General features: G+C 75.5%; 12 protein-coding genes and 1 pseudogene. 8 read left to right on the plus strand and 5 right to left on the minus strand.

Annotated elements, in window-relative coordinates:
* Positions 1 to 3: 3 nt before the first annotated feature.
* Positions 4 to 924 carry a phosphotransferase gene (locus RSE42_RS05925; RefSeq protein WP_415298181.1) on the minus strand — a complete coding sequence of 307 codons (921 nt, stop codon included), beginning with the start codon at positions 922 to 924 and terminating at the stop codon, positions 4 to 6.
* A 121-nt stretch (positions 925 to 1,045) separates the two neighbouring features.
* Between RSE42_RS05925 and nudC the strand changes: the two genes are divergently transcribed.
* On the plus strand, positions 1,046 to 2,161 hold the full coding sequence (gene nudC / locus RSE42_RS05930) for an NAD(+) diphosphatase (RefSeq protein WP_415298183.1): 1,116 nt from the start codon (positions 1,046 to 1,048) through the stop codon (positions 2,159 to 2,161).
* Positions 2,162 to 2,288: 127 nt separating this feature from the next.
* Here nudC and RSE42_RS05935 read toward each other — a convergent pair whose 3' ends face one another.
* A complete protein-coding gene (locus RSE42_RS05935; protein ID WP_354805991.1) occupies positions 2,289 to 2,555 on the minus strand; it encodes a mycoredoxin in 267 nt (88 codons plus the stop codon).
* Positions 2,556 to 2,681: 126 nt separating this feature from the next.
* Here RSE42_RS05935 and RSE42_RS05940 point away from each other — a divergent pair, with 126 nt between their 5' ends.
* The 3 genes and pseudogenes from RSE42_RS05940 to RSE42_RS05950 all read left to right on the plus strand — a co-directional run.
* A complete protein-coding gene (locus RSE42_RS05940) occupies positions 2,682 to 4,736 on the plus strand; it encodes an ATP-dependent helicase (RefSeq protein ID WP_415298185.1) in 2,055 nt (684 codons plus the stop codon).
* Positions 4,737 to 4,902: 166 nt separating this feature from the next.
* A complete protein-coding gene (locus RSE42_RS05945) occupies positions 4,903 to 5,058 on the plus strand; it encodes a hypothetical protein (RefSeq protein WP_157464294.1) in 156 nt (51 codons plus the stop codon).
* Between the two features lie 250 nt (positions 5,059 to 5,308).
* Positions 5,309 to 5,596, plus strand: a pseudogene (locus RSE42_RS05950) (WhiB family transcriptional regulator); the annotation flags it as partial.
* A 45-nt stretch (positions 5,597 to 5,641) separates the two neighbouring features.
* On the opposite strand, the gene RSE42_RS05955 reads toward RSE42_RS05950, so the two are convergent.
* On the minus strand, positions 5,642 to 6,742 hold the full coding sequence (locus tag RSE42_RS05955; protein WP_396050816.1) for a ThiF family adenylyltransferase: 1,101 nt from the start codon (positions 6,740 to 6,742) through the stop codon (positions 5,642 to 5,644).
* Between the two features lie 235 nt (positions 6,743 to 6,977).
* On the opposite strand from RSE42_RS05955, the gene RSE42_RS05960 reads away from it, so the two are divergent.
* Positions 6,978 to 7,577 (plus strand): YgjP-like metallopeptidase domain-containing protein, encoded by a 600-nt coding sequence (locus RSE42_RS05960; RefSeq protein ID WP_319946832.1) that lies wholly within the window; start codon positions 6,978 to 6,980, stop codon positions 7,575 to 7,577.
* Positions 7,578 to 7,587: 10 nt separating this feature from the next.
* On the opposite strand, the gene RSE42_RS05965 is transcribed toward RSE42_RS05960, so the two are convergent.
* Positions 7,588 to 9,177 (minus strand): zinc-dependent metalloprotease, encoded by a 1,590-nt coding sequence (locus tag RSE42_RS05965; protein WP_396050818.1) that lies wholly within the window; start codon positions 9,175 to 9,177, stop codon positions 7,588 to 7,590.
* A 165-nt stretch (positions 9,178 to 9,342) separates the two neighbouring features.
* Between RSE42_RS05965 and RSE42_RS05970 the strand changes: the two genes are divergently transcribed.
* Together RSE42_RS05970 and RSE42_RS05975 are read left to right on the plus strand one after the other, a co-directional pair.
* On the plus strand, positions 9,343 to 10,359 hold the full coding sequence (locus tag RSE42_RS05970; protein WP_415298188.1) for an NAD-dependent epimerase/dehydratase family protein: 1,017 nt from the start codon (positions 9,343 to 9,345) through the stop codon (positions 10,357 to 10,359).
* Between the two features lie 68 nt (positions 10,360 to 10,427).
* Positions 10,428 to 11,537 (plus strand): PDZ domain-containing protein, encoded by a 1,110-nt coding sequence (locus tag RSE42_RS05975; protein WP_114553670.1) that lies wholly within the window; start codon positions 10,428 to 10,430, stop codon positions 11,535 to 11,537.
* 15 nt (positions 11,538 to 11,552) lie between these two features.
* Here RSE42_RS05975 and RSE42_RS05980 read toward each other — a convergent pair whose 3' ends face one another.
* Entirely contained in the window at positions 11,553 to 12,182 is a 630-nt protein-coding gene (locus tag RSE42_RS05980; protein ID WP_255438048.1) for a PPA1309 family protein, read from the minus strand.
* 152 nt (positions 12,183 to 12,334) lie between these two features.
* Between RSE42_RS05980 and RSE42_RS05985 the strand changes: the two genes are divergently transcribed.
* The gene (locus RSE42_RS05985; protein ID WP_415298191.1) at positions 12,335 to 15,394 is read left to right on the plus strand and encodes a UPF0182 family protein; all 3,060 of its coding nucleotides are present in this window, start codon (positions 12,335 to 12,337) and stop codon (positions 15,392 to 15,394) included.
* Positions 15,395 to 15,420 lie beyond the last annotated feature (26 nt).

Raw genomic sequence — 15,420 nt, forward strand, 5'->3', positions numbered from 1 at the left:
GCCTCAGTCGTCGGCGTCCTGCGTCGCCTCGTCGAGGTCGGCCAGCATGTCGAGGGCGTCGGCGACCACGTCGGCGAGCCCGTTGCGCACGCCGTGCAGGAGCCAGCGTGCGAGCGCGAGCTCGCCGACGAGGAGCGCACGGTCCAGCAGGTGCTTGTCGGTGAGCTCGGTGCGGCGCAGCTGGTACGCCTCCATGATCGAGTCGACGGCCTCGGGCGGTGCCGAGACGAGCAGCCACGCGAGGTCGTCGGCGGGGTCCGCGACGCGCGCGCTCGCCCAGTCCGTCACCGCGACGACGCGTCCGCGGGCGACGAGCACCTGCTCCGGGCCCAGGTCGCCGTGCACGACGACCGGCTGGAACCGCCACAGCGAGACGTCCTCGAGCGCGGTCTCCCAGCGGCGCAGGAGCGTCGGCGGGACCTTGCCCGTGGCCGCGGCCTCGTCGAGCTCCGCCATGCGGCGCGCGCGGTACTCCTCGACCTCGTAGCCCGGCAGGCCGGCGTCGTCGACGATCGTGCGCGGCAGCTCGTGGACCGACGCGAGCACGCGGCCCAGGTCGGCCGCGAGGCCCGGTCCGGGCCGCAGGCTGTCGACGTCGAGCGGCTCGCCCTCGAGCGCCGGGTGCACGACGGCCCGCCCGCCCTCGGGCAGGAGCGCGGTGCCGCTGACGCGCGGCACGGCGAACGACAGCACCCCCGACTCGGCGTAGTGCTGCAACGAGCCCAGCAGCTCCGCCTCGGCCTCGAGCGCGGCGCCGGCCTGGAGGCTGCGGGGTGCGCGCACGGTCCAGCGGGCGCCGTCGGCGTCGGTGACGACGGCGGTGTCGTAGTCGCCCGGGTCCTCGACGGGCCGCGCGCTGCGGGCGTCCAGGCCGGGCACGGCGGCGGTCGCGAGCGCGGCGAGGGTCAACGGAGAGCGAGGCACGCGACCACGGTAGTCGGTCCCCGCACGCGCCCGGTCGACCCACGCCGTCCGACGCCGCACCCCGCGCGACGGCGCCATGGGCAGGCGGGTGGCACGCTCGGGGGTGGCCTACGGTCGGGGGGTGAGCACCCCTGCCGCCCGGCCGTCGTCGGGCACGAGCGACCCCGCCGCGGCCCCGGACCGACCCACGACCGCGCCGCCCGGCACCCGGACCGGCACGGCCCCCGGGCCGGGCGCCCTGCCGCGCACCCCGCTGGACCACCTCCCGCTGCCGCTCGACGGCGCGTTCGTCGACCGCGCGGAGCACCGCCGCGCGGAGCCGGACCTCGTGCGCACGCTGCGGTCGCAGCCGACGACGCGCGTCCTGCTGGTCCACCGCGGCCGGCTCGCGCTCGGCGGCCCGGGCGCGGCGGACGGCGTCGCCCTCCTGGACCCGGCCGAGCTGCGCGACGTCGACCCGGCGACCGACGACGACCAGGGCCGCTGGCTCTTCCTCGGCGAGGGCGACGGCACGGCGTACCTCGCGCTCGTCCTGCCCGACGACGCCGACGCCGAGGAGGTCGACATCGAGGGCGTGGACGCCTCCGAGCCGTTCGCCGTGCTCGCGCGCGAGCGGACGTGGTCGGGGCTGCGGGACCTCGTCGGCGAGGTCGGGGCGCCCGTCGCGGGGCTCGCGACGGAGGCGGTCGCGCTCGCGGCGTGGCACGCGAACCACCCCCGGTGCCCGCGCTGCGGCGGTCGGACGACCGTCGAGAAGGGCGGCTGGACGCGCCGCTGCGTGGCCCAGGGCGTCGAGCTGTACCCGCGCACGGACCCGGCGGTCATCATGACGGTCGTGCACGGCGAGGGGGCCGACGAGCGCCTGCTGCTGGGGCACGCGGCGCACTGGCCGGAGCGGCGGTTCTCGACCCTCGCGGGCTACGTCGAGCCCGGGGAGTCGCTCGAGAACGCGGTGCGGCGGGAGGTCGCGGAGGAGGCGGGAGTCGTCGTCGGCGACGTGGCCTACCGGGGGAGCCAGCCCTGGCCGTTCCCGGCCTCGCTCATGCTCGGGTTCTCGGCGCGCGCGCTGACGACCGAGCTGCACGTGGACGGCGTCGAGCTCACCGACGCGCGCTGGTTCACGCGGGCCGAGCTCGCCCACGCGGTCCGGTCGGGCGAGGTGCTGCTGCCGGGCCGGTCGTCGATCGCGCGGGCGCTCGTCGAGGAGTGGTTCGGCGCGCGCCTCGCCGACGACTGAGGGCGGCTCAGGGCCGCTCAGGGAGGCGGGTGGCGAGGAGCGGCGCGACGCACGCCGTCGCGACCGCTGCTCGGGGACGCGGAAGGGCCCGGTCCGGACGTCCGGACCGGGCCCTCCTGCGGCCGCGTCAGGCGGCGAGGCGCTTCTTGACCTCCGCGAGGGACGGGTTCGTCGCGGCGGAGCCGTCCGGGAAGACGACGGTCGGCACGGTGCGGTTGCCGTCGTTGACGGACTCCACGAACTCGGCGGTGCCGGGCGTCTCCTCGATGTTGACCTCGGTGTAGCCGATGCCCGCGGAGTCGAGCTGCGTCTTGAGGCGGCGGCAGTACCCGCACCAGGTCGTCGAGTACATGACGATCGAGCCGGCGTCGGGAAGGGTCGGGGCGGTGCTCATCGAGGGCTCTCCTGCTGCGGTTCCGGGCGGCGTGTGCCGCGGGCGGTCGGGTCGTGACGGTAACACCGGGGGAGCGCGGGCTGTTCCCCGCCCGCGTGTCACCGGGGGCTGCGAGAATCGCGGGTGATGTCCACGCCACCGGTCTCACGCCCGCTCGCCCACCGCTCCGCCGACGAGATCCTCGACGCGCTCGACCCCGACCAGCGCGACGTCGCGGTCGCGCTGCGCGGGCCCGTGTGCGTGCTCGCCGGCGCGGGGACGGGCAAGACGCGCGCGATCACGCACCGCATCGCGTACGGGGTCCGCACGGGCGTGTACGTGCCGACGAGCGTGCTCGCCGTGACGTTCACGGCGCGCGCGGCGGGCGAGATGCGCACGCGGCTGCGCGAGCTCGGCGCGACGGGCGTCCAGGCGCGCACGTTCCACGCGGCCGCGCTGCGCCAGCTCGGCTACTTCTGGCCCAAGGTCGTCGGCGGGGCGCCGCCGCGCATCCTCGAGCACAAGGCGCCCGTCGTCGCGGAGTCGGCGCGGCGGCTCGGCGTCGGGGTGGACCGCGTCGCGGTGCGGGACCTGTCGTCCGAGATCGAGTGGGCCAAGGTCTCGCTCGTCACCGCCGACGACTACGTCCGGGCGTGCGAGGCGATCGACCGCGAGCCCCCCGCCGGCTACGACCACCAGACCGTCGCGCGCCTCCTCACGGCCTACGAGGACGTGAAGACCGAGCGGTCGGTCATCGACTTCGAGGACGTGCTCCTCATGCTCGGCGACATGCTCGCGACGCAGGGCACGGTGGCCGACGAGGTGCGGCGCCAGTACCGCCACTTCGTCGTCGACGAGTACCAGGACGTGTCGCCCCTGCAGCAGTTCGTGCTCGACCAGTGGCTCGGGGGGCGCGACGAGCTGTGCGTCGTCGGGGACCCGTCGCAGACGATCTACTCGTTCACCGGCGCGACGCCGCACCACCTGCTCACGTTCTCGCGCACGCACCCCAAGGCCCAGGTGATCCGCCTGGTGCGCGACTACCGCTCGACGCCGCAGGTGGTGAACCTCGCGAACCAGCTCCTCGCGCGCGCGGGCCGCGCGGGCGGCGCCCACCAGGCGCTCGAGCTCGTCGCCCAGCGGCCGGCCGGGCCGCCCGTCGCCTTCACCGCGTACGACGACGACGAGGCCGAGGCGAGCGGGATCGCGCAGCGCATCGGGCGGCTCCTCGCCGCGGGCACGCGCGCGAGCGAGATCGCCGTGCTCTACCGGACCAACGCGCAGTCCGAGGCCTTCGAGTCGGCGCTCGCCGACGCGGGCATCGGCTACCTGGTACGGGGAGGGGAGCGCTTCTTCCAGCGCAAGGAGGTGCGCGACGCGATCGTCCTCCTGCGCGGCGCGGCGCGCTCCGCCGACCCGGACGTCCCCATGCCCGAGACGGTGCGCGACGTCCTGGCCGCCGCGGGCTGGGCCCCGGCGCCGCCGGCGGCGCGCGGCGCGGCGCGCGAGCGCTGGGAGTCCACGCAGGCGCTCGTCGCGCTCGCCGACGACGTGGCGGGGCTCGCCGCCGCGTCCGACGCCCTGGCCCCGACCGTCGCGGCCTTCGTCGCCGAGCTCGACGAGCGCGCCGCCGCGCAGCACGCCCCGACGGTCGAGGGCGTCACCCTGGCGTCGCTGCACGCGGCCAAGGGGCTCGAGTGGGACGCCGTCTTCCTCGCGGGGATGAGCGAGGGGCTCATGCCGATCTCCCTCGCCGAGACGGACGAGGCGGTCGCGGAGGAGCGCCGGCTGCTCTACGTCGGCATCACGCGGGCGCGCGAGCACCTCGAGCTCTCGTTCGCGCGCTCGCGCAACCCGGGCGGCCGGGCGACGCGCCGGCGCACGCGCTTCCTCGACGGGCTCTGGCCCGACGAGCCCGGCGCGCGCGGGACGCGGCGGGCTCGCGCCGGGCAGGCGAAGGTCCGGCTCACGGGGGAGTACGACCAGGTGCTGTTCGAGGAGCTGCGCGAGTGGCGTCGCCAGGTCGCGCAGGAGACGGACAAGCCGGCGTTCACCGTGCTCGTGGACTCGGCGCTCGCCGCCATCGCCGAGACGCGCCCCACGAGCCCGGCCGGGCTGGCGCGCATCAACGGTCTAGGGCCTGCGAAGATCGAGCGGTACGGGGCCACGATCCTCGAGATCGTGCGCCGCGCGGAGGGCTGACGAGGCGCTCTGCGCGGCCGTCGACGAGGGCCGGGTGAACTCGTCGAAGAAATTCCCGTAAATAAGTTGTGCCTCCTGTGAAGGGCGGCATATGGTCGACGAGTCCTGTTGGGAAGGGGCGCGCCGAGAGGCGGGCGCCTGATGGAGAGAGGGGGTGGGAGAGCTGATGAACAACCAGATCGCCATGGCGAACCTGCTGGATCACGCGTCCGTGTACACGGGCACGCCAGGAGAGCTCCGTCCGCGTGCCATCGCGCACCGCGGCGGCACCTTCATCGCCCGCCCCGCTCCCGACTCCGCCCCCAGGACGAACCCGGTCTGACCGACCGGAACCTTCCAGGCCGCGGAGTCCCTCTAGGACCCGCGGCCTTCGTGTTCTCCGAGCACGTCTGCCGATGAGGATCACCGGTACCACCCGTCTCCACGAGACGGGGCCGCTGTCCTCAGGGTCCTGTGACGACGACGTTCACACCCACGACAGGACATCACTGGAGGACATCGTGCGGCTCACCGCGCTGCTCGACAACATCACCGCTCAGGGGGGATCCGGCCCCTGGGTCCCCCACCAACCGCTGGCCACCCCGCTCGGCGAGAACGACTCCGCGGAGTTCGACCGCCTCCTCGCGGGCCTGCTGCCCTGCCGCACCAACGACCCGGAGCTCTGGTTCGCCGAGCGCACCGCCGAGGTCGAGGAGGCCAAGGCCCTGTGCCGCACCTGCCCGCTCGTCGAGGGCTGCCTCGCCGGTGCGGTCGAGCGCCGCGAGCCCTGGGGCGTCTGGGGCGGCGAGGTCTTCGTGGACGGCGTCGTGGTTGCGCGCAAGCGCGGCCGCGGCCGGCCGAGCAAGGCCGAGGTGCTCGCCCGCGAGGCCGAGCGCCAGGCCCACGAGGCCGCACGGACCGAGGCGTCAGTCGGCGCCTCGACGGCGGCCTGACATGGGCAGCGGCGCCCCGTCCGGGGGCGTGCGCGCCAGCTCGTCGCACCCGCAGCGCGGGTGGCGGCTCGACCCGCGCAGCCGCGGCACGGCATCGGGAGCAGGAATCTCGATGCCGGCCGTGGCTGCGCGGGGCACCAGCCCGTCCAGGGCTGCCAGGACCTGACCGAGCGCGACGGCCGCCGCCGACGCCGCGAGGAGCGTCTCCTCGCCCCGGTGCACCGACGCCTCGCGCAGCTGTCGCGCGACCTGCGGCCAGCAGGGGTCCACGTCCGCGCGGTGCAGGTCCGCGCACGTCAGGCACGGGTCGAGCCCCGGCCGGACGAAGGGCCCGACCACGACGTCGGCCTCGCGCACCACGACCGACAGGTGCGCGACTCCCGCACCCACCAACCTCCGGACCCGGACCGGGTCCGCGGCTCCGTGCTCGACCACGACGACGACGTCGGGCGCGGGTGCCCGTGCCTCCTCCGGCGCGACCGGGGTCGAGGCCGTCACGACGCCCGGAGCGACCTCCTCGACGATCCGCCGCACCGCGCCCTCGCGCGGTGACCCGACGTCCCGCAGCCGGTACGCCCCGCCGCCGACGTCCGTCGCGAGCACCGTGCCCGGGTCGTCGAGCACGAGCACGCCCACCCCCGCGGTCGCGAGGTGGACGGCGAGCGCGGCACCCACCCGGCCGAGCCCGACGATCCCCACCGTCGCCCGGGCGCGCGCCGCGAGGACGCGGTGCCCCGCGCCGTCGGGCAGCAGGGCCGACAGCACCGCGAGGTCCGCCGCGCCGTGGCCCGGGGCGGGCGACGCCGGCCGGCGCCGGCGCGCCGCCACGAGGAGGTGCGCCTCGTCGAGCAGGCGGACGAGCGCGGCGCGGCGCGTGCGCTGCGCGGGGGAGCCCGGGACGTCGGGCGTGTCGCCGCGCCGCGCGGGCCCGGCGAGCGCCCGCAGCCAGCGCTCCTCGTCGGCGTCGAGCCCGGTGAGCCGCACCGACCACCGGGGGTCGGAGCCGACCTGCACCTCGCCGGGTCCCCGCCGCAGGAGCGGCGCCTCCGGTCGCAGCACGCGTCGTCGCTGCACGGCTCCTCCGTCCGTCGTCGTCCGGGCGCCCGGCCGGCCGCCCGCCGTCAGCCTGGCACGGCCCCGAGGCGCGCCGACGGTTGTCCACAGGCTCTACGCGATGGTCCCGCGGGGAGGGTTTCTTTGCCGTCGCCACAGGTCTCCACGTCGTCCGCTCGACCGAACGTCGCGGAAGAGCGCGCCGCTCCGGGCGCGCCCCTGCCATTTCGTGGCGAGAACCACTACGGTCTGAGGCGTGGTCCGGGAGACGATCGTGGAGGTTCGGCGCAGCCGCCGACGCAAGAGCACGGTGAGCGCCTACCGCGACGGCGAGCGCACGATCGTCGCGATCCCGGCGCGGTTCACGCGCGCGCAGGAGCGCGAGTGGGTCCAGCGCATGCTCGACCGCCTCGCCGACTCCGAGCGTCGGCGGCGGCCGTCGGACGCCGAGCTGGCGCGCCGCGCCGTCGAGCTGTCCGACAAGTACCTGGACGGCCGCGCCCGCCCCACGAGCGTGCGGTGGGCGGGGAACCAGGACCGCCGCTGGGGGTCGTGCACGCTCATCGACGGCACGATCCGCATCTCGACGCGCGTCCGGGGGATGCCGTCCTGGGTGCTCGACTACGTGCTCCTGCACGAGCTCGCGCACCTGCTCCACGCCGGCCACGGCCCGGGGTTCTGGAAGCTCCTCGAGGCCTACCCGCGTACCGAGCGGGCACGGGGGTTCCTGGAGGGCGTGTCGTTCTCGCGCGACGCGGACCTCGAGCCGGACGACGCGGACGTCGAGCCGGACGACGTCGAGGCGGGGGACGGCGCCGCGGGAACCGCGGCACCGCCCGCGGGCGCCGAGGACTGACCCGGTCAGGTCAGCGCGGCGCGCCGCCCTGGCCGGTCGCGTCGCCCGTCCCGCCGTCGTCCGTCGGCCCGGCCGCGTCCGGGTCGTCCGCGGGCGCGTCGTCCGGGGTGTCGTCGTGCGAGCCGTCGGCCGTCTCCGCCGCCGGGTCGGCGGCGGGTGATCCCTCCGCGGCGCGGAAGATCTCCTCGAGCGCGCGGTCGACGTCGGCCTCCTCCGCGCGCGTCGCGGCGCGCCGGCCCTCGTAGCCGGACGGGTCGTCGAGGTCGGTCCCGTCGGGGAGCAGGTCGGGGTGGTCCCACACCGCGTCGCGCGCACCCGCGCCAGACTGCGCCGCGATGAGCGCCCACAGGGCGGCCGCGTCGCGCGAGCGCCGGGGGCGCAGCTCGAGCCCGACGAGCGTCGCGAACGTGTGCTCCGCGGGCCCGCCCGCCGCACGACGACGGCGCAGCATCTCGCGCAGCGGGACGGCGTGGGGCAGGTGGGGGAGCGCCGCGACGGCGGTCACCTCGTCGACCCAGCCCTCGACGAGCGCGAGCGTCGTCTCGAGGCGCGCCAGGGTCGCCTGCTGCTCGGGCGTGTTCTGCAGGCCGAAGACGCCGCCCGACAGCGCGCGCTGGAGCGCGTCCGTGTCCGCGAGGTCGACGTCGGCGAGCTGGGACTCGAGCGCGGAGAGGTCGATGGTGATGCCGCGCGCGTAGGCGTCGACGAGCCCGCGCAGGTGCCCGCGCAGCCACGAGACGTGCGTGAACAGGCGGGCGTGGGCGGCTTCGCGCAGGGCGAGGAAGAGGCGGACCTCCTCCGCGGGGGCGTCGAGGCCCTCGGCGAACGCCGCGACGTTCGTGGGCAGGAGGACCGTCGCGGGCCGGTCGAGCAGCGGCAGCCCGACGTCGGTCGCGCCGAAGACCTCGCGCGAGAGCGTCCCGGCTGCCTGGCCCACCTGCATGCCGAACACCGCGGAGCCGAGGCGTCGCATGAGCGCGGCCGGGTCGCCCGCGGGCAGCCCGAGCGCACCGGCCGGCAGGCCGGGCAGCGTGAACCCCACGCCCGGCAGGGCGGAGGTGTCGTCCCCCATGCCTTCGGGGAGCTGGTCGCGCAGGACCGTGGCGAGCGCGTCCGCGACGGACGCGGCGACCGGGGCGACGAGCTCGTTCCACGCGGGGAGCGTGTGCTCGACCCACTCGGACCGGCTCCACGCCTGGCTCTTCCCGCCCGACGGCGGCAGGTCTGTGACGGCGTCGAGCCAGAGCTCGGCGACCGACAGCGCCTCGGTGACGGCGCGCTGCTGCGCCGGCGAGATCGACGGGTCGCCCTCGGCGACGGCGACCTGGCGCGCGACGTCGTGCGAGACGTCCGTGTTGACCGGGCCGTCGCTCGGCGTCGACAGCATGCGCTGCACCTGCGCGAGGACGTGCTGGAAGAGCTGCGGGTCGGCCGCGCCGCCCGCGGCGAGCGCCTGCGGGTCGAGCCCGCGGGCACGCAGCTCGCGCAGCGCCTCGTCGGCGTCGGGCCCGAGCATCGAGCGGAGCAGCTCCTCGAACCGCGGGTCGAAGGGCGTGTCGTCGTCCGGTCCGGGCGTGCGGTCGGGGGGAAGGCTGCTCATGGCGACTCCTCACGGTAGCGTCGGTGATCACCGTAACCACGATCGAGCGCCGAGAACGGGGGCTGGGCCATGTCCGAGGGCCGGGTTCGCTCACGGCGCAGCGAGGCGCTCCCCGCGGCGGGCGAGCCCCCGGCCGGTCCGGGGGAGGACCCCACGGCGAGCGGGGTGACCGCCCCGGCGGACGAGGTCGCCGACCCTCACCCGGTGGTGGTCGTCGGCGTCGGGCAGGTCGCGGACGCGGTGCGCGCGGGCCTGGGCGCCGCCGAGGCGTCGCCCGTGGACGCGCTCGTCTGGCCCGCCGGGGCGCGACGGCTCGTCGTGGTCGCGCCCGCGGGGGAGTTCGGGACGCCGCGCGCCCGGACGGACGCCGAGCAGCGCGCGCGCCTCGCGCTCCTGGGCCGGCGCGCGGGGGAGGCGGCGGTCGCGGCGGGGATCGAGCACGTCGTCGCCGTGTCGTCGGCCGCGGTGCACGGCGCGTCGCCCGAGCGGGGCGTCATCGACGACGACGACCCCGTGGCCGCCGACGACGGGCCCGGCTTCGCGGGCGACCTCGTCGCGTTCGAGGACGCGCTGCGCGACGCGCTCGACGGGGTGCCGCTCGCGCTCGTGCGGCCGGCGGTCGTCGTCGGGCCGGGCGTGGACACCGTGCTCACGCGGCACTTCGAGGCCCCGCGCCTGCTCACGGTGCGCGGCGGCGGCCGCACGTGGCAGCTCGTGCACGTCGACGACGTGGTGGGCGCGGTGCGCGTCGCGCTGGACCAGGGTCTCGTCGGCGGTCTGACGGCCGGGCCGGTGCGCGACGGCGAGCCCGACGCGCTCGACTCGGAGACGGTGGCCGCGGCGGCCGGGATGCGCACGGTGCAGCTCCCGCCCGCGACGGCGTTCGGCACCGCCGAGCGGCTGCACCGGGTCGGCGCGCTCCCGTCCCCGGCGAACGACCTCGCGTTCGTCGTGCACCCGTGGTCGGTCTCGGCGCGGCGCCTGTACGACGCCGGGTGGCGCCCGGAGTGGTCGGGCGCCGCGGCGCTCGAGGTGCTCCTGGCCGAGGTGCGCGGCCGCACGGGCGTCGGGGGCCGTCGGTTCGGCGGCCGGGACGCCGCGGCGCTCGGCGCAGCCGGGGCGGCCGTCGCAGTCCTGGGCACGGCCGCCGTCTGGCGGCAGGCCCGCTCGCGCCGCCCTTAGGGGCGGCTCCCGGGCGGCGTCCACGCCGTCGGCAGGGAGATCCCAGCAACCTCGGGGATGATGTCCCGGTGAGCGACGCCCCCTCCTTCGACGCCCTCCTCACCGAGGACGAGCACGACCCGCCGCCCGTGACCCGGCGGTCGCTGACGTTCGGCATCTCCCTGCTCGCGACGACGTTGCTCGTCGCGGGCCTCGCGATCCTGCCCGCGCCGTACGCGGTGCGGTCGCCGGGCCCGACGGAGGACACGCTCGGCCAGCAGGACGGCACGCCCCTCATCTCGATCACGGGCGCCGAGACGTACGACTCGACGGGCGAGCTGCTCCTGACGACCGTGTCCGTCGCCGGCGGCCCGGGCTACCCGGTGAACCTCGGCCAGGTGGTGCAGGGCTGGTTCGACCGGTCGCGCAGCGTGCGCCCGGTCGAGGAGGTCTTCCCGACGGGCCGCACCAAGGAGGAGACCGAGCAGCAGGGCCAGGCGGAGATGATCAGCTCGCAGGAGAACGCGACGGTCGCCGCCCTCACCGAGCTGGGGTACGACGTGCCCGCGACGCTCACGGTCGAGGGGACGGTGCCGGACAGCGGGTCCGACGGCGTCGTCGAGCCGGGGGACGTCATCGTCGCGCTCGACGGCGCGCCCGTGCGGACGTACCAGGACCTCATCGACGGTCTGGCGGCGGTCGCCCCGGGCGACGACGTGACGCTGCGCGTGCAGCGCGACGGCGCGGAGACGGACCTCACGGTCGCGACGACCGACGGCGGCGACACCGCGCTGCTCGGCGTGTTCATCGACCCCGCGTTCGACTTCCCGGTCGACGTCGAGATCCAGATCGAGGACATCGGCGGCCCGAGCGCGGGCACGATGTTCGCGCTCGGGATCGTCGACCAGCTCACGCCCGAGGACGAGGCGAACGGCGTCGTCATCGCGGGCACGGGCACCATGAGCGTCGAGGGCGACGTGGGGCCGATCGGCGGCATCCAGCAGAAGCTCTACGGCGCGCTGCGCGACGGCGCGACGTGGTTCCTCGCCCCGCAGGCCAACTGCCCCGAGGTCGTGGGGAACGTGCCCGACGGCCTGCACGTGGCGGCGGTCGCCACGCTCGCCGACGCGCGCGCGGCGATGGAGGCGATCGGCGCGGGCGAGGGCGACTCGCTGCCCACGTGCGAGGCGCGCGGCTGACGACGCCCCGGGCCGTCAGTCCTCGAGCGTCGCGCGCAGCGCCTCGACCAGCCCCGGCACGAGGTCCGGTCCGCCCGCGACGTCCGTCGCCGAGTCGTGGGCGCGCGACCGGACGGCGCACCACGTGGTGCCGTCGCGCAGCACGCCGACGGCGAGGCGCACGTCCTGCCGGTCAGGGTGGTTCGTGAGGTAGTCGAGCGCGGCGTCCGGGTCGTCGGGGACGCCCTCCTCGGCGGCCGGCGGCAGCACGATCCGCTCGACGACGAGCGCGGCGCCGTCGACCGCCGCCGGCCACGCGACGCGGGCGAGCCCGTCCTCGAGGTCGCCGTCCACGGCGAAGCCCTCCTGCTCGATCGACAGCAGGTGGTGCGGGTCCGCCTCGGCGGCGGCCACGACGTCGGGCGGGAGCCGGTCGGCGAGCGTCGGGTCGGCGCCGAGGGCGCCTGCCGTCCCGACGAGCGCGAAGAGCCGGGGCGGGACGTCCCAGCCCGCGTCGGCCGCGTGCGACTCGATCTCGTGCACCGCGAGCGCGAGCGCGTGCTGCGGGGTGGGGCCGCCGGGCGCGACCGGGTCGGGACCGGCGTCGCGTCCGGGCACGGGGGTGGTGGCGTCGGGACCGGGGGCGGCGTCGTCAGGCTGGGGCATGACCCCATCGTCCCTCATCGGCGCCGCCCCGCGCCGCCGCGGGCCGGGTGCCGGCCGTCCCCCACGAGGCGCCGGACCGTGGGAACCTTGGGGGAGGACCGGGCGTTGACCCCGGTGCACGCCCGAGCCACGACCGAAGAGGTATACCCACCGTGTCATTCGCCGCAGCGCCCCGCCGGCCGTCCTCCGGGGGGCGGCCCGCCCGGCGCCGGAGCCCGATCGGGATCGCGATCGCCGTCGTCGGCGCCCTCGTCGTCCTCCTGCTCCTGCTCGCCCAGTTCTGGACCGAGGTGCTGTGGTTCCAGCAGCTCGACTTCGCGAACGTCCTGTGGACCCAGTGGGGCACGCGCATCGCGCTGTTCGTCGCGGGCTTCCTCGTCATGGGCGGGCTCGTCTTCCTGTCGTTCTCGCTCGCGTACCGGTCGCGGCCCATCTACGCGCCGTCCACCCCCGAGCAGGCGACCCTCGACCAGTACCGCGAGGCGATCGAGCCGCTGCGCAAGGTCGTCATGATCGTGGCCCCGGCGCTCGTCGGCTTCTTCGCCGGCGCGGCGGCGTCCTCGCAGTGGCAGACGGTCCTCCTCGCGCTGAACTCGGTCCCGTTCGGCACGACGGACCCGCAGTGGGGCATCGACCTGTCCTTCTACGTCTTCACGCTGCCCGCCCTCCGGTTCGTCGTGAGCTTCCTCATGGCGGTCGTCATCATCGCGGGCATCGCCGCGGTCGCGACGCACTACCTCTACGGCGGCCTGCGGATCGGCGGCGGCTCCGACGCGGGCCCGCGCACGACGACCGCCGCACGCGTCCAGCTCTCGGTGATCTCGGCGCTGCTGCTCGTCCTCATCGGCGCGAACTACTGGCTCGACCGGTACTCGATCCTCACGTCGGGCGGCGCGAAGTTCGACGGCGCGTCGTACGCGGACGTGCACGCGGTGATCCCGTCCAAGGCGATCCTCACGGTCGTCGCGCTCTTCGTCGCGGCCCTGTTCGTGGTGACCGCGGTGCGCGGCAACTGGCGCCTGCCCGCCATCGGGGTGGGCCTCATGGTGGTCTCCGCCATCGCGATCGGCGGGATCTACCCGGCCGTCGTCCAGCGCTTCCAGGTCACGCCGAACGCGCAGGACTTCGAGGAGGAGTACATCCAGCGCAACATCGACGCGACGAAGGCTGCCTACGGCATCGACAACGTCGAGACCGAGCAGTACAACGCCAAGACCGAGGCCGAGGCCGGCGCGCTGCGCGAGGACGCGGACACGACGGCGTCGATCCGCCTCCTGGACCCGGAGATCGTCAGCCCGTCGTTCAGCCAGCTCCAGCAGAACAAGCAGTACTACCAGTTCTCGAGCTCGCTGTCGGTGGACCGCTACACGATCGACGACGAGAGCCGCGACACCGTCATCGCCGTGCGCGAGCTCAACCAGGACGGCCTCGGTGCCGACCAGCGCAACTGGGTCAACGACCACACGGTCTACACGCACGGCTTCGGCGTCGTGGCGGCGTACGGCAACCAGATCGGCCCCGACGGCCGGCCCGCGTTCTACGAGGGCTCGATCCCGTCGACGGGCGCGTTCACGGACGCGGGCGGCTACGAGCCGCGCATCTACTTCTCGCCCGAGGCGCCCGAGTACTCGATCGTCGGCGCGCCCGAGGGTCGTGAGCCCTGGGAGCTCGACTACCCGGTGGACGACGCGGGCGGCCAGGTCAACAACACGTTCCCCACGGACGAGATCGAGGCCGGGCCGAGCGTCGGGTCGTTCGTCAACAAGGTGCTCTACGCCCTGAAGTTCGGGTCCGAGCAGATCCTGTTCTCCGACCGTGTCACGGACGAGTCGCAGATCCTCTACGACCGCAGCCCGCGCGACCGCGTCGCGAAGGTCGCGCCGTACCTCACGCTCGACGGGCGCGTGTACCCGGCGGTCGTCGACGGCCGCGTGAAGTGGATCGTGGACGGCTACACGACGTCGAACGCCTACCCGTACTCCACGTCGGAGTCGCTCGAGGACTCGACGCGCGACTCGCTCGTCGCGGCCAACTCGGTCGAGGCGCTCGCCCCGCAGCAGGTGAACTACATCCGCAACTCGGTGAAGGCGACGGTCGACGCGTACGACGGCTCCGTCGACCTCTACGCGTGGGACACGGAGGACCCGGTCCTCCAGGCGTGGTCGAACGTCTTCCCGAGCTCCGTGCAGCCGCTGTCCGAGATCTCGGGCGACCTCATGAGCCACCTGCGCTACCCCGAGGACCTGTTCAAGGTGCAGCGCACGCTCCTCGCGAGCTACCACGTGGACGACGCGAACGAGTTCTTCTCGGGCCAGGACTTCTGGCGCAGCCCGGAGGACCCGACGGCGAGCGGGAACAACAAGCCGCTCCAGCCGCCGTACTACCTCACGCTGCAGATGCCGAGCCAGGAGGCGCCGACCTTCTCGCTCATGTCGACGTACATCCCGGGCGGTGGCTCGGACCGCAACATCCTCACCGGCTTCCTCGCGGTGGACGCGGAACCGGGCAGCGAGGCCGGCGTGCGGTCGGAGGACTACGGCACGCTGCGGCTCCTCGAGCTGCCGCGCAACGCGACGGTGCCCGGACCGGGCCAGGTGCAGAACAACTTCAACACCGACCCCACGGCGGCCGACGGCCTGCTGGCACTGCGCCGCGGTGACTCGACGGTCATCAACGGCAACCTGCTGACGCTGCCGGTCGGTGGCGGCCTGCTCTACGTCCAGCCGGTGTACGTGCAGTCGACCGAGGGCACGCGGTTCCCGCTGCTGCGCAAGGTGCTCGTCTCCTTCGGTGACGAGATCGGCTTCGCCGACACGCTCGACGAGGCGCTGGACCAGGTGTTCGGCGGCGACTCCGGCGCGAACGCCGGTGACGCGGACGGCGGCGTCGAGACCGAGGTCCCGGACCAGCCGGCCGACGGCGAGTCGCCGGACGCGGGCACGACCGACCCGGGCACGACCGACCCCGGCACCGAGCCCCCGGCGACCGAGGAGCCGGCCCCGCCGGCCGACGGCGGCACGGTCGACGGCGGCGCGCGCGCCGAGCTCGACCAGGCGCTGCGCCAGGCGCAGCAGGCCATCGAGGACGGCCAGGCGGCGCTCGCCGAGGGCGACTTCGCGGCCTACGGCGAGGCGCAGGACCGCTTGCAGCAGGCGCTCGAGTCGGCCCTCGCGGCCGAGCAGGCGCTCGACACCGAGTCGTCGGCGGGCTGACGCACCGGTCGCGCGAGCGACGCAGC

The organism is Cellulosimicrobium sp. SJTW-1, from assembly GCF_047716875.1.
Classification (GTDB): domain Bacteria; phylum Actinomycetota; class Actinomycetes; order Actinomycetales; family Cellulomonadaceae; genus Cellulosimicrobium; species Cellulosimicrobium funkei.

Coding starts and splice junctions, on each gene's coding strand:
- RSE42_RS05940 (WP_415298185.1), top strand. CDS start 2,682: ATGTCCACGCCACCGGTCTCACGCCCGCTCGCCCACCGCTCCGCCGAC.
- RSE42_RS05965 (WP_396050818.1), bottom strand. CDS start 9,177: ATGAGCAGCCTTCCCCCCGACCGCACGCCCGGACCGGACGACGACACG.
- RSE42_RS05980 (WP_255438048.1), bottom strand. CDS start 12,182: ATGCCCCAGCCTGACGACGCCGCCCCCGGTCCCGACGCCACCACCCCC.
- RSE42_RS05935 (WP_354805991.1), bottom strand. CDS start 2,555: ATGAGCACCGCCCCGACCCTTCCCGACGCCGGCTCGATCGTCATGTAC.
- RSE42_RS05945 (WP_157464294.1), top strand. CDS start 4,903: ATGAACAACCAGATCGCCATGGCGAACCTGCTGGATCACGCGTCCGTG.